The sequence below is a fragment of the Anatilimnocola floriformis genome (genome assembly GCF_024256385.1).
Taxonomy (GTDB): Bacteria; Planctomycetota; Planctomycetia; order Pirellulales; family Pirellulaceae; genus Anatilimnocola; species Anatilimnocola floriformis.
Genome location: NZ_JAMLFW010000001.1, coordinates 3,846,435 through 3,859,113 on the forward strand (window position 1 = coordinate 3,846,435; position 12,679 = coordinate 3,859,113).

Here is a 12,679-nt window from a genome sequence, read left to right on the forward strand (position 1 = left end):
AGAAACGCGATAGGCATCGGAGTGTTGTTCGGCAGTCCCGTGAGTCTCGATCCTAATTAGAAGGCCCCGCCCGGAATGATCTCGCCGCCACTCTCGGTCACGATCGAAGCGAAGATTTCTCGATCAAGTCCAATTGCCAGCATATGAACGGAGCCGTCTACGAAGAGCACGTTTGCTCCGCTCGGATGAAACGAATAAATACCCCAGGAGTTGTTGCAGTTAACTGTGCAGGCGCCGCCGTTCACCGTCAAACCGTCGGCGCTCCAGGTTCGATAGATCGACGACTGATACGATGCCCACGGTCCCCACCAGTTGGGCCACTGCAGTGCCGCATTGCTGTCGGCTCTGCGTCCCTTGATCCAATTGTCTGGTCGGCCTGCCATCTCGGCGACCAGCAACGTCGACGACGTGCCATCGGTGATTTCTGCCAAGCGCCGGCGAGCGTTATCAGCCAAGGCAGGACATTCAGCCGTGTCGGCAGCCGCTGCTTTTTGCGCAGCGGGCCACCACACAGCATCAACGCTGTTAGCAGCGAAGTAATCGCCCGCGGCACCGATCGCGCCCGTAGAGTTGTTCATTTGGTCGATGACAGTAATCTCGCGGTTCGTGGATGGCGCGCTGGTGCAGACAAAGACAGGCAATTTCACGCGAATCAGTGGAGCGTTGGCGGCGTCGTAAAAGTTCTTGTTCAGATCGTACATATTCGAGATGGAGGTCTGTTCCAAGTAAGGCAGGATGAAAGTGCCCCAGCCTTGAAAAGGAGTGACCGTTTGTCGCCGCGGCGGTAAGCCGACGCGGGCATTCTCGAAGTTTAGCGTCGCAATCCCGACTTGCCTCAGATTGTTCTGACACTGGATGCGACGAGCCGATTCACGGGCAGCTTGAACCGCTGGTAATAGCAAACCGACGAGCAAGCCGATAATGGCGATAACGACCAGCAACTCCACCAACGTAAACGCCAGGCGGTTTGACTTCATGGCAATCCCCTAATGTCCACAGGCCATGGACGTGGCGATGGCCGCGATTGCGCTGTGAATTGCAACAACTTCTACGGCATCTACGGCTTCCACGAGAAGGGTGCCAACGTGCTGATGTGCGACGGCTCCGTCCGTTTCATCGGTTTGAAACTGAACGGTCTCACGCTTGCCCGGTTAACGAATCGCGATGACGGGCAACTGCTGGCTGATGATGACATTGCCGGCGAGTGACGGACCGTTTGTGGAAACCTATACGCTTGGGATAGACATGATTACTGCCGTACTGTTGATCCTCACTGTTGGCCAAGTCCACTCGGAAGCAGCGGCATCGTTTCTGCGAACTACGCAGCAGCCAAACGGCGGTTTCATTTCCGACCAGCTGAAGGCCGGCGAAACCGCCAAACCCAACCTTCGCACCACCCGTACCGCTGTGCGAGCATTTCGCTTGCTCGGTAAGGAAATACCCCATCGCGAGAAAGTCGGCGCCTTTCTGCTGGCCTGTTATGACGAAAAGTCGGGCGGTTTTGCCTCCGAACCGGGCGGCAAGCCGGATCCAATCAGCACCTCTGTTGGCCTGATGATCGCGCAAGAGTTGAAGCTTCCAACCGAGAAATACTTGCAGCGCGGGCTGAAGTTCATGGATGAGCAAACGCAAGGATTTGAACAGATTCGCATGGTCGCTTCGTCGTTGGAGGAGTTTCAGGTCACAGTTCCCAGCGCGACCAAATGGGTACGCGAGATGGAAGCCAAGAAACGCGCCAATGGCTCGTTTGGAGAAGGCCCGGCCGCGGCGCGACAAACCGCTCTATTCGGAGTCGCCATTCAGCGGCTGGGAGGCAATGTCGAGCGAGAAGCCACCTTGCGGATCCTACGTTCTGGTCAGCGCGCCGACGGCGGTTTCGGCAACGATTCGCCAGATCCTTCTGACCTGGAATCCTGTTATCGAATATTGCGGTTGTTCCATCGTTTGGAAGCACTGCCGGAACGCATCCACGATCTGCGCGGTTTTATCGCACGCTGCAAAAAAAACGATGGTGGCTATGGACGGACGACGAGTGAACCTTCGTCCCTGCACGGCACTTATTACGCCACGATAATCACCTCGTGGCTCGATGAACTGGAACAAGCCGACGCAAATTCAACCCGCCGCCGCTGGCAATTTGAAGATGTACCACTTGGTGAGCTGCCGAAACATTGGACTTGCGCCAATTCGTTGCCGGCCCTGTCAGCCAGGTGGGAAGTATTTGAGCGCGAGGGCGTGACAGGCCTCGTGCAGAGCTCTAGTTCCGGAGCCTACAAGCAATTCCATGTATGCTTGTCCGATTATCGCTGCATCAATGTCGATGTCCGCGTTCGGCTCAAGTCGATTTCTGGCGAACTTGATCAAGGAGGCGGCGTCGTCTGGAGATATGCCGATCCAAAGAATTACTACATCGCCCGCTGGAACCCACTGGAAGACAATTTTCGAGTTTACAAAGTGGTCGACGGAGTCCGCTCGCAATTGGATTCCGCCAAAGTGCCCCATCGCGTGGACTGGCAGACCCTCCGCATCGTAACCTACGGCCGTAATATCCGCGGCTACCTGGATGACAAGCTCTTGCTCGAAGCCGAAGATGATCAATTCGCTCAGGCTGGCTTGATCGGCTTGTGGACAAAATCAGATGCCGTCACCCAGTTTGACGACCTGCAGGTAGTCGCAGCATTCAAGGGAAACGTCGAAGAGTTGGCGACGCCGTCAACAAAGTGAACAGTTTCACAAAGAGCTTCGGTCCGACACGCCGAAGGCGTTTGTTTCCGGTTATTCGGCCAGGTTGCGCCGTTAAGCACGATGTCGATATTGGAAACGATCGACTAACAGGCCCTCGTTGCGAATTCGCTGCAACTCGTCGTGCGAGATAATCCATTCCTTTGCAGTTCCTCGGCCGCCACGTCGCTTCGCTGCATTGACTCGGCCAAGTCGGCACCATTCCCGGACTGTAAATTCTGCTTTCTGAAGTAGTTCCGCCACTTCCGCTGTCGTGTACCACTCCTTTGGAGCCTGGCGGAGAAGTAAGTTTAGCGCCTGCTCAATTCTGGCCAAACGCTCGACTACTTCGTCATGGGTGCTATTCATGGTCACTTACCCCCGTCTGATCATTTGCGGGAAGTGCTGTTCGAGATGTTGTGTTCGTCGTGCCGTTTTCGGCTCTTGTGCGCAGCCAAGGCACTTGGCTGCGCACTTCCGATTTGATTCTTCGACCACAGCGTGGTCAACGTGCGGAGTTTCGGTCGGAGAACCACTTCGCGTTGCAGCTACATACGAAATACCATCGCAGAGTGGTGTTCATGGCTGTGCGGTCGGCCGTGGCAGAGGCAACAACCGCAGTCCCACTGAAAGCTTATCCAGCCGGTTCAGGGACACTTCTTCGGCGAATAGCTCGCCACCGGTCGTGAATTCCGCGAATATTTGCAAGCGGGCGAAAGTCAAACGCAACATCATCAGCGTTGCGCCGTCGCCCCGGAATGCGATCCCGCTCGTTCCGAGCCAAGTGAGAATCCGCGAGGGCAGCGACTGGCAGGTAAACCTTGCCTCTAGAGTTAGCAGATCGACCTGGTTACTCTTCGCGGAAGCACAGCGCTCCTTTACAAGGCGCTGCGTCAGCGTCGCGCGCAGCTCCTGCTCCTCTTCGGCGCTAATCGTTTTGTCAATATCTGCAGTCGACATATCCAATTCCTTACGAGTGTGAAGCGAGTGCAGCAGGCTTAGCGCTATCGCGCAGCACCCGCATTGCGGTTGAAATATCCCAGCCCTGCGACCGTGCCTTGCGGCATCTGCGAATTAGGTCATCGAGCGTGTCGATCAGAGACGACAAGTCGAGGCCCGATTCTGCCGAGACCGTCACGACGGCGTTCGGCAAGGCGCAATTCACCCGACGCAGTCCTGCGACTGACGAACCAGGCTTCTTGCGCTTTGCCTTCGCTTGGACCTCGTCGCGCGTGAGCTCCCCATTCGCGACTTTTTGAAGGCAGGCGTCGCGTTCCGATTCGGGCAGGCGTGCTGCCGCGTACGCTGTTGATAACGGAATCTTTCCGGAGCGCACCAGCTCGCGTTGCTCGGGGCTCAGCTTGCCTAATGCCAAGATGCCCGTCACCTTTGCAGCTTGCACGCCGAGCGACGCAGCCAGTTCTGTCGGCGACATTCCGTCGGCAACCAACTCGGAATAGCTCTGATAAAGATCAACGGCATTGACCTCTTGCCGCCTGCAATTGACGTTCAGCTGAGCGATCTTGAGCTGCCGTGGCGTCGGTTCGGCGTCCAATATGCAAACATGCATCCGCTCCCAGCCAAGTTGCTTGGCAGCTTCCAGACGACAATGGCCATCAATGACGATCAGCCATTCACCATGCCGGTAGCAGATAATCGCCACCTGCTGCCCGTGCTGCTTGAGTGAGGCAGCGAGTTCCGCGATCGCGAGCGCGGAGATGCTTTTTCTCACATTGCCTTTGGTCGTGATTACTTGCAATTGCGAGTGCTCGTACTTCATTCGGTCTCTCCAAATCTATTTGGGGGTGAGGGGTGGTGAGTTATCGTTCGATACCGCCTCGCTCCTGTTCGAGCGAGTGCTGGGGCTCCGAATGCTCCTGGTGCTGGCTCTGCTGCTGGTCGGGCGTGTATTGGCCAGGACCGTAAGGCACGAATGCTTGGCCATTGAAAAGGACGTTGGCAATTTCCATCGAGCCCTGCGTCCCCAGCCGAGACACTTCCGCGCCGACATCGGCTCCCAAGTCTTTCAGACCTGGTGCAATCGCCAAGGCTGCCTCCTTAACTGCCCCAAGCCCCTTAAAAAGTTGCTTCGCCGTTTCCTGCATCGACATGATCTATCTCCTTTGCCAGGTTGGTTGAACTCCGCCGCCCGGACCTCCCGGCCAGCGTTGCACGGGTTGATGCTGAACCGGCACCTGTGCCGGTTGTTGCGATTGCTGTGAATTGGCCGCCTCGCAAAGCATGAGCGCCACGACTACCATCAGCGAAAGCCAGGCAGCGCTCGCAAATAAGGTCGTCGAAGCGTTCCACTTGGTCTGCAGCCAAGATGTGCGTTTGCCGAGCGAGGGCTCTTCGAAGTATCGAATGAGCGTTGAGATGATTGGCGGAACGCCGGGCGTGAAGGTAATGGCTGCACGTTGAGGCAGCGCCATAACCTCTTCCGGCTTTAGTAGCTTCCGAGCCGTTTGCGACCAGTTGTGGCTAGTATTTCGAGAACCACTACTGCTCTCTGAAGCCTGGGATCCCGAGGAAGACTGCCAAGATGTGCCGCTGCTCGTACCGCCGGATTCCACAATGATGGTTTGTTCGCCGAGGCGAGTGCTCACATATTCTGCTGTCTGATTGTCGTTGACTCCGAAGTAGACTTGCGAACAGTTGCTCAACAGCGTCTGTGATTGGCCTGCTGGAAAGCACTTTTGCAGCTGCCCCATGCTCTGATAGAAGAGGTGCAGTCGAACGCCGTAGCCTCTCAATTTGTCGATGGCATCTTCGACGCATTCGAGGGCACCGAGTGAAGCGGCTTCGTCGAGGACAAAGTGAACCTTGCGATGCTCACCGAGACCATCGCGAATAACCGCGCGGAACAATGAACTGATCCACATCCGCAAGAGCGCGGATTGAGCCCGCATATGGTCCGGCGGAAGGATCAGATACACGGTCGCCTTTCCGCGGCTCAACTCGCGCGGGTCGAAGGTGCTGGTGCCCGTGCTGACCGCTATTGTCTGCGTATCCAAAAACCGCAAATGCCGCGAGACGGTCGTCAGGGTCGACGATCTTTCTCGGGCTTCGAAGTGCGCAAGCTGACCGCCCATGCGCGCCAACATTCCGCTCCACACGTCTGACTCTCGCATTAGCTTCAGAGCGAGTTGCATCCGGTCCGGATCGCATAACATTTCGCGAACTGTCTGCAGAGATCGCGTCCGGTCACGGTCGCCAAAGTAGACTACGACCGCGATAAAGGCGGCGATCCACAATTCCGCGCTGTCGTTCCAGTGCGGTTCTTTCTCTTCGCCTGTCCGGACAACAAGCGCTTTCGCGAGCGCGTTGCACTCATCGAGTGCGTAAGGACTTTGCGGATCGATGAAGTCCAACTGATTGAATGTGTCGGATTCTTTGGTTGCCACCTGAAAGGGATCAAGCACCACAATCTTGTGGCCAAACTCGCGAGCTCGATGCGCGGCCGTCAGCAGTGCGTTTTCCCCTTTGAAGTCGATGACCACACAAGAGTCGGGCGACGTCATCAGGAATGGAACAACACAGCTAACGCCTTTTCCGACACCGCTAGGCGCGAAATAAACGGTGTGTACTGCCCGCGGCAGACGCAAGATCGGAGCAGGTTTTCGTCGCAATGCGATCCAGAGATCGTCAAAAGCGGTTTCTGAATCGCAGTGTGCTGACAGAAAGCGATTGATGACACTCCCGAATGGCAGCGGGTCGACACGACCGAGCACTGGACCCGAGCTGGCCTTCAACATCCCGGCTGCTTCGAGGTGCTCCCGCGTTGCCCATTGCGCAGAGCCAAGTGTTGTGAGCCGCCCCCACTGGCTCTTTGCCAATATCAGCGCCACCGATGCTGCGACGAGGAGCAAAGCGCAGGGTCCCATCAGGATGCAAAGGACAGCCACGTTGAATGCCAACGTCGCCAAGCTCAAGACAAACAGCAATCGAGCAAGCCGGTACATGAGGGCATCTCGCAAAAAAATGTGATTCAGCAGTTCCAGCGAAGCCTGCCGCTACGTCGCGAGCAGGCTTCTACCGGACACGTTTCATCGCTCAGCCTTACTTGGTCCAGGAACTCCAGACGTCCGCGGCGAATCGCCACAACTGCCAGTGCCATACGGCCCATGCTCCGGCGGCAAACATTGCCGCTCCGACCAATCCAAAAACGGGCAGGAGAGAGGCGAGGCCGGTGACCAATACCGGCCCCATTGCCCGTGTTGTGACTGCCATCTCGGTGACCGTACGTTCGATGAGGGGTCTGGCGACGTCTTTGGTTGCCGATTTCACAATCGTGCTGGTGACCTCGCCACCTTGCGCGAGGAACGGATCGGGATTGGCTAAGAACGCTACGGCCACCGTTCCAACCGCGAGCGATCCCTTGTTGCGCCAGATCCACTCGGCGGCAACATCGCCCTTCGCGGACAGGACTTTCATGAACTCCGCGCCCTTTCCAGTCGCCGCAAGCTCATCCGTCAGCATGGCCATCCGGCGAGCATTCCCTGGCGAGAGTTTGGCTAGAGCTTTCGCACCATCGTCTCCAAAGCTCCTAACTAACGGTGCCACCACCGCATCGGCATGCCGTGCCGCCGCACGCGCCGCGTCGTCGCCTAAGCTCCCAATAGACTTCTGTGCGATCGTTGTCGTGGACTCGGCAATTGATTTGCGAGCCAGGGACTGCAGGCTTCCCTTGGCGGCGGCTTCCGCAGACTCCTGCGCTGCTTCCGCAGCACCCTTGCGAAAGACTTGTTTGCCGGCGGCTTCAGCGCCCTCGCGCAGCACTTTTCCAAGCTGCGCGTGTGCCACGGTGCTGATCAACATCACCGCACCGGCGGCAAATAAAAGGATAGGTCGATTCATAGTTCACCTCGAAATAAAAGGGGGAAGGGGAAATGCTTACTTACTGAAATGCGCACCGAGTACAGCGCGGCGACTAGCCGTCCGTTCAGCGGACAGCTGCCGCAATGCGCGAAACAGACCAGGCCTTTGAACAGTCCCGTCGAGAATTGCTGCTTCAGCGGCGGCCAGACGATCGGACAGCTGCGAGACGATCTTGTCCGTCGGATTGGTGGCATGATCGAGCGCTGCGCCGATCACGAGATCCAGAACAAGGCCGATGGCTTGGCTTTCCAAAGAATTGTCGTCTTCGGGGACGACGCCGAATCCTTTGCCGACCTCTTTCGTAACACGAGTCAGGACATCGGAAAGCACCATGTTGGCGACGAATCGTCCGACGTCGGCTTGGGCCGCTTCGACGCTTGTGTTCACAGCCGCGGCCACTTCACGCCGAAAGCCGGCAACATCCAAGTTGCTCTTCGTAAATTCCTTCGCCGGAATCGAGCCGTCGACTTTCAAGGCGACCAAGATTCCCGCGTCTTGATCCGCCAGGAACTTACTGAACGAGTCAGCAAATGACGACGCAATCTTGATGAATTGCTCGTCGTCGAGGATGCGTTCTCGCATGAGCGTGCGAATACGCTTTTGGCTTGCTTCGTTGTTCACCACATCCTTGCCGATGCGGAACTTCTCCATAATGTCGATCAGGTCACTCACGAACGGCCGCAAGCGCTGTGCAGAGCGACGTTCCGCGAAAAACGCCCGGTAGCGTTTTTCGATCTCGTTGAGCACTTTTTGCGCATCCGCGTCGGCCTCGGCGACCATTCGCTCAACATGAGCCGGCAACTTCGCCTGGCGTGTGGCAGGAGGATTGCGTTCCTGCGCCAGCGACGGCGGTATCGCGACATTCCACGCGACAGCAATCGCCACACACCAAGTGATCGCCCACTGAATCAATGTTTCCCGACGCACTTTCTTCACAGACTTCATGACTAAGATCCTTTTGCAGAAAACGAAAAACGAAAGCACACAAAAATCAGCAGCATGAAGCGCGTAGTTGCGCGCTTCGAATACGACGGCCGCGTTCGAGCTTGCTGCTCGGCGGCGGTTACGCTTTGTCGCGAGTCACACCGGATTTCGGCGTTTGCGATCCCGCAGAATCAGGTCCAGGACCGTGACAATCAGCACGGCACTCTCAAGTCCACATCCCTTGCTTCCCATCTCAATGACTCCCAAAAAACAATTGCAGGCGAATCGTAAATGGCCGGCTCCGCCGCCTGCGTGCGAAAACGGTCAACTTGTTTGCGGCTTTCACGGTTTGTGCGCGCACCTTCGGCTCTACTCACTCGGTGATCATTAAGAAAACGGAGAATTGCTACCGGTCCGCTTCTTGCGGACCAGAGGACGCCGATTCCTCTAAGTGAAAGCGCGAATTACAGCGCAGACACAACGCTTGGAATTCAGCGATCGCTACCCGCACATTGACGGGAGGAGAACAATCGCAGATCCATTTCTTCAGTTTCGAATTGCCTTTCGGGCGAACCTGAGTGCCTGTCGGCGCTCTCAACCCATCGCTGTAGACATCGATTCGGCCGGCGGTGGCCTGCCATTCCAAGGCGATCCCGCAACTCGTCACCAGTAGTGCGAACGGTCCGCCGCGCTGAACGCCAGTTGTTCCATTTTCCGCAACGACCAAGCCGATTTCGGCTGCCTTGGCGCGATATTCTTTGTTGTGCCAATCAGCCTTCTCGGGAGGTCGGCCGTGCTCATGTTGCCAGGCATGTAGTACAGCGTGAGCGAGCCAGGGAAGGATGGCTCCCAACGGCAAGCGAGCTAGCTGCCGGGAATTGATCGTGATCTCTCCCCGCAAGCCGAACTCGTTGTGTCCAGGACGGAAGAGAGTCACGATATGAATTGGGAGGTTGCCGATTTTGAGCGCTACCTCGGTTAGCTGGAGTTTAAACTCCTGCCTCAGCCGTTTAGTCCATGCCAGTAGTACGGCCGCATGATTGCGACCTTCCCAGTCCTCGCTGCGCTGGTGTTGGGCCAAGCAATCGTAGATGCTCGGCGTCTGCGTCGAAGTACCTGTCTCATTCACGTTGGGGCTCGCTGCTGGATCTACTCAAACCTCGATCAAGGTCACAAGCAGTCGCGGTTCCAACCTTCGTTGCCACCGCTTTGCGTCGTGACATGTTCAACCCATGCGAGAAGTTTATGTCTGCGGCCGAACGCGCCAAGAACTGCGTTCACGGATGGCGCGCCGCTGCGCCACAGGCGCACACTGGCTTCAGAAAAGATCACAGTTCACACAGTGTCTGTGCTTCGCGACGGAGATGGTTCGCTTAGCGACCCTTCGCTTGCGAAAGCCGTGCTGCCTGCGATTCGAGATCGCGGACAAGTTCTTCTGCTTCGAGAATTCCGGACGAGAGCTTTAGCCGGACATACTTCTCTTTCAGCAGCTCGCGCATGTCGATGAATTCGCAGTCGGGTGGTGCAATTCCTTCGGCGCGCGCATAAGCCACGGCCACCGCGCAACGTTCCAAGAAGAGCAGATCGCCCAAGGTGTCCATTGACTGTCCGGACTTCAAGGGCTCAAGAAAGAACACCGGCTGGATATTATCCACGCCGTCAAAGCCATGGTCGAACGCGTAGGGCCGCAGTTTCCGCAGGTCGGCAATCGTTACTTTGTCACTCGGAAAGATAATCGAGGACATGTCTAGATCTGCAAGGCGTCGGTCCATTTCCACCATTCGAGTTCGCAGTTGCCCCGAGACCTTGCTGCGGACCTTAATACTTGTCAAGAGGTTCGTGAATCATTCCGGCCTTCAAGAGATAGTCGCGAACGAGTCGCCACGCGTTCCATCCATCCTCCGTTAAATCATGAAATCCATGCCCGATTCCCTCGGTCGCAAACAAGTCGACTAAATCCAGCTTCGTTTCGAAGTATTCCTCGACTGCAATTCTCATTCGCCGAAGCGCCGAAATGCTGGCGTTCATGCCCCGCAGCTTGCCGGCAACGTCTAACGTTTCCAACGCCCGAGCGATCGAACGAAATGATTTCACGCCTGCTCGAAATTGACAGCCAACTTCATGGAAAAGTCGAAAATGTCTCAGCATCCCATTGGGGTCATCTCCATCCAGCCGAAGCTCAACTGCGCCCGGTGGCTTCAATGCGCCTGGCGTCGACTTCTTTCGATCGCCGGAGCCGTTTCGCGAGTTCGCTATTTCACCTGGCGAGTCACAACTAAGTCCGATTCCAACCAAGAACTGAAATTGAAACGGAGAATCTTGCGTCCGCTGACGTACTTTGCGTCGAGGTTTCTTCCGAGCCTTCTGCATAGGGGTCATCCTTGCTAGGACACTTCACGTTGCAGTCAAGCCAATTCAACCAATGCATTTTCGCAACCTTGTTACAATGCGAGGCGCACGAAAAGCGCACATTTCCAGGAGCAACCGTGACCGTTCTCAATGGCAAATTGATCCAGGCCCTACGCGACGCCGAAGGCATCAAGCAGAAAGAACTAGCGCAGCGCGCACAAATCAGCTTGCGCAGCCTTCAAAAGGCGGAAGCAGGCATGTCCGTGGGAGCCGACACGCACAATGCAATTGCCACTGCCTTACGCGTCCGATCAGCGAGCGCATTGGCCGATCCCAAGCTGACGATCAATAATCTGCGTCGGCTCAGGAATGGCGGTTACGTCATGGCTGACGACGCGGGCACGATTTCCCTCAAAGCGATCCCGCCGATGCCGGCCGCGGGGCCGGCACTCTTTGCGCAATTGCTTGCTGATGACGAGGACCTCGGACCCCAATATGCCACGTTCCATACTCAAGCTTATCGTCAGTACCGTGTCTTTCAGCGAGGATCGAGCGGCCCCCAGGACTTGTTGGAGTTACTGAACCGCGCTGGAATGCCGCTCAATGTGGCGCAAGGAACCGTAGAACTGATTGATTGGCCAACCGAACATGTATCCCAGCTGACTGCGCCACAAAAAACACTCTGGAAATTCGTCACGGGGATCTATCCCGCTCGAAAGCCTTACCTGGACGGACAGGTATGGGATTACAGCTCGATTAAGCCAGCAAAAGACGCCGAGGCGTTTCATTGGGCTCGGCGAAAGATTGCAAAGCATTGGGATAAATGGTTTCCCATCGTCGGCTGGAGTGTGATCGGTGAGCGATTCATGACGCACCGCGACGAAGTGCTATTGATCACATGGCTAGAGCTAGCATTGGTCCAATGGACGCGCGAACCGGGAATGCACAAACAAGGACTCTTCACCTTGGCACAAGCGTACGCTGATACGCTGTCGCCGGTGCGCAAGAAAAAAAAATAGTTGTCGCTGCGGGCATTCGGTCATGAATTGCTCGGCGATTGGTATTCTTCCAGATGGCAGCGGGGCGGTATCATCCCCCGGATTAGTCGAGCTGTCCTGGAGTCTTCCGATGTCAGATCAACTAGGCAAGACCAAACTCAACTGGAGCAAGCTTTCGGAGTTTGCCAAGCAGATCGCTCCGTTTTTTGTGATTACGGCGACTTCGACAACAATTTACCACAACCTTCTCCAACCTGTTCTGGCTCGCACTACAGCGGCGACTGTCGTCTATGCGATTAGCGCAGGAATTGCCTTCGCGCCCATTCCGATTTACATCGCCTTCATCCTGTTTCGGCGGTGGGACTTGATCGGCAGTCGGCACGTCATTCCGATCATGCTCGGCCTGGCGATGTGCAACTACCATGTCGCCCAAGAAACCAATTCGATGATTGCCTTCCGGCGCAACGTTGCCGCCCTCGCTACTGCAATGCATGAGGTTGCGCCTACCGCACCAGAGACGGAGCATTTTGTAGCTGCCGTCCAACGGTCACTTCAAGGGCCCAATGCGCCCACTCCAGGACGCCAGGTGAATCTATTGATACTCGCCAATATCTTCTTAGTGGGTTCCGGCTTTTGCGCCACACTCGCCGGATTGGCTTACGTCTGCGGTGATGAGCTTCGTGCGCTTTACGCACTGCGCCTTGTGGAAGCTTCGCCCCCTTCAGCGAATCCTGGACAAGCTACCGAGCACGCGGATGTCGTCCACAGCAATCCCGGCCTTGTCTCGCCAACGGTGTGACCAAGTCGCA

The 12,679-nt window shown here is 56.4% G+C and carries 15 protein-coding genes; 4 read left to right on the forward strand and 11 right to left on the reverse strand.

What is annotated here, in order from left to right:
- Window positions 1-56 precede the first annotated feature (56 nt).
- A complete protein-coding gene (locus tag M9Q49_RS14780; RefSeq protein ID WP_254509525.1) occupies window positions 57-977 on the reverse strand; it encodes a DUF1559 family PulG-like putative transporter in 921 nt (306 codons plus the stop codon).
- A gap of 12 nt (window positions 978-989) precedes the next feature.
- Here M9Q49_RS14780 and M9Q49_RS14785 point away from each other — a divergent pair, with 12 nt between their 5' ends.
- Together M9Q49_RS14785 and M9Q49_RS14790 are read left to right on the forward strand one after the other, a co-directional pair.
- Entirely contained in the window at window positions 990-1,208 is a 219-nt protein-coding gene (locus M9Q49_RS14785; protein ID WP_254509526.1) for an H-X9-DG-CTERM domain-containing protein, read from the forward strand.
- Between the two features lie 37 nt (window positions 1,209-1,245).
- Entirely contained in the window at window positions 1,246-2,724 is a 1,479-nt protein-coding gene (locus M9Q49_RS14790) for a prenyltransferase/squalene oxidase repeat-containing protein (protein WP_254509527.1), read from the forward strand.
- A gap of 72 nt (window positions 2,725-2,796) precedes the next feature.
- On the opposite strand, the gene M9Q49_RS14795 is transcribed toward M9Q49_RS14790, so the two are convergent.
- From M9Q49_RS14795 to M9Q49_RS14840, 10 genes are all read right to left on the reverse strand, one after another.
- The gene (locus tag M9Q49_RS14795; protein ID WP_254509528.1) at window positions 2,797-3,090 is read right to left on the reverse strand and encodes a helix-turn-helix domain-containing protein; all 294 of its coding nucleotides are present in this window, start codon (window positions 3,088-3,090) and stop codon (window positions 2,797-2,799) included.
- A gap of 210 nt (window positions 3,091-3,300) precedes the next feature.
- On the reverse strand, window positions 3,301-3,681 hold the full coding sequence (locus M9Q49_RS14800) for a hypothetical protein (RefSeq protein WP_254509529.1): 381 nt from the start codon (window positions 3,679-3,681) through the stop codon (window positions 3,301-3,303).
- 10 nt (window positions 3,682-3,691) lie between these two features.
- Window positions 3,692-4,501, reverse strand: a complete 810-nt coding sequence (locus M9Q49_RS14805) for a ParB/RepB/Spo0J family partition protein (RefSeq protein ID WP_254509530.1) — start codon at window positions 4,499-4,501, stop codon at window positions 3,692-3,694.
- Window positions 4,502-4,541: 40 nt separating this feature from the next.
- Window positions 4,542-4,832: a hypothetical protein gene (locus M9Q49_RS14810; protein ID WP_254509531.1), complete on the reverse strand. Its 291-nt coding sequence runs from the start codon at window positions 4,830-4,832 to the stop codon at window positions 4,542-4,544.
- A gap of 3 nt (window positions 4,833-4,835) precedes the next feature.
- The gene (locus M9Q49_RS14815) at window positions 4,836-6,683 is read right to left on the reverse strand and encodes a type IV secretory system conjugative DNA transfer family protein (RefSeq protein ID WP_254509532.1); all 1,848 of its coding nucleotides are present in this window, start codon (window positions 6,681-6,683) and stop codon (window positions 4,836-4,838) included.
- 97 nt (window positions 6,684-6,780) lie between these two features.
- Window positions 6,781-7,578 carry a hypothetical protein gene (locus M9Q49_RS14820; protein WP_254509533.1) on the reverse strand — a complete coding sequence of 266 codons (798 nt, stop codon included), beginning with the start codon at window positions 7,576-7,578 and terminating at the stop codon, window positions 6,781-6,783.
- Window positions 7,579-7,614: 36 nt separating this feature from the next.
- Window positions 7,615-8,583, reverse strand: a complete 969-nt coding sequence (locus M9Q49_RS14825; RefSeq protein WP_254509534.1) for a hypothetical protein — start codon at window positions 8,581-8,583, stop codon at window positions 7,615-7,617.
- Between the two features lie 346 nt (window positions 8,584-8,929).
- The gene (locus M9Q49_RS14830) at window positions 8,930-9,460 is read right to left on the reverse strand and encodes a hypothetical protein (RefSeq protein WP_254509535.1); all 531 of its coding nucleotides are present in this window, start codon (window positions 9,458-9,460) and stop codon (window positions 8,930-8,932) included.
- Window positions 9,461-9,896: 436 nt separating this feature from the next.
- Window positions 9,897-10,295 carry a hypothetical protein gene (locus M9Q49_RS14835; protein WP_254509536.1) on the reverse strand — a complete coding sequence of 133 codons (399 nt, stop codon included), beginning with the start codon at window positions 10,293-10,295 and terminating at the stop codon, window positions 9,897-9,899.
- A 46-nt stretch (window positions 10,296-10,341) separates the two neighbouring features.
- Window positions 10,342-10,893, reverse strand: a complete 552-nt coding sequence (locus tag M9Q49_RS14840; protein ID WP_254509537.1) for a hypothetical protein — start codon at window positions 10,891-10,893, stop codon at window positions 10,342-10,344.
- A 116-nt stretch (window positions 10,894-11,009) separates the two neighbouring features.
- Here M9Q49_RS14840 and M9Q49_RS14845 point away from each other — a divergent pair, with 116 nt between their 5' ends.
- Both M9Q49_RS14845 and M9Q49_RS14850 read left to right on the forward strand, forming a co-directional pair.
- Complete coding sequence (locus M9Q49_RS14845; protein ID WP_254509538.1) at window positions 11,010-11,891, forward strand: helix-turn-helix domain-containing protein; 882 nt, start codon at window positions 11,010-11,012, stop codon at window positions 11,889-11,891.
- 109 nt (window positions 11,892-12,000) lie between these two features.
- Entirely contained in the window at window positions 12,001-12,669 is a 669-nt protein-coding gene (locus M9Q49_RS14850; RefSeq protein WP_254509539.1) for a hypothetical protein, read from the forward strand.
- Window positions 12,670-12,679 lie beyond the last annotated feature (10 nt).

Bases quoted from the DNA above. Each gene is read 5' to 3' on its own strand.
- M9Q49_RS14780 (WP_254509525.1), bottom strand. From the start codon at position 977: ATGAAGTCAAACCGCCTGGCGTTTACGTTGGTGGAGTTGCTGGTCGTT.
- M9Q49_RS14785 (WP_254509526.1), top strand. From the start codon at position 990: ATGTCCACAGGCCATGGACGTGGCGATGGCCGCGATTGCGCTGTGAAT.
- M9Q49_RS14790 (WP_254509527.1), top strand. From the start codon at position 1,246: ATGATTACTGCCGTACTGTTGATCCTCACTGTTGGCCAAGTCCACTCG.
- M9Q49_RS14795 (WP_254509528.1), bottom strand. From the start codon at position 3,090: ATGAATAGCACCCATGACGAAGTAGTCGAGCGTTTGGCCAGAATTGAG.
- M9Q49_RS14800 (WP_254509529.1), bottom strand. From the start codon at position 3,681: ATGTCGACTGCAGATATTGACAAAACGATTAGCGCCGAAGAGGAGCAG.
- M9Q49_RS14805 (WP_254509530.1), bottom strand. From the start codon at position 4,501: ATGAAGTACGAGCACTCGCAATTGCAAGTAATCACGACCAAAGGCAAT.
- M9Q49_RS14810 (WP_254509531.1), bottom strand. From the start codon at position 4,832: ATGTCGATGCAGGAAACGGCGAAGCAACTTTTTAAGGGGCTTGGGGCA.
- M9Q49_RS14815 (WP_254509532.1), bottom strand. From the start codon at position 6,683: ATGTACCGGCTTGCTCGATTGCTGTTTGTCTTGAGCTTGGCGACGTTG.
- M9Q49_RS14820 (WP_254509533.1), bottom strand. From the start codon at position 7,578: ATGAATCGACCTATCCTTTTATTTGCCGCCGGTGCGGTGATGTTGATC.
- M9Q49_RS14835 (WP_254509536.1), bottom strand. From the start codon at position 10,295: ATGGACCGACGCCTTGCAGATCTAGACATGTCCTCGATTATCTTTCCG.
- M9Q49_RS14840 (WP_254509537.1), bottom strand. From the start codon at position 10,893: ATGCAGAAGGCTCGGAAGAAACCTCGACGCAAAGTACGTCAGCGGACG.
- M9Q49_RS14850 (WP_254509539.1), top strand. From the start codon at position 12,001: ATGTCAGATCAACTAGGCAAGACCAAACTCAACTGGAGCAAGCTTTCG.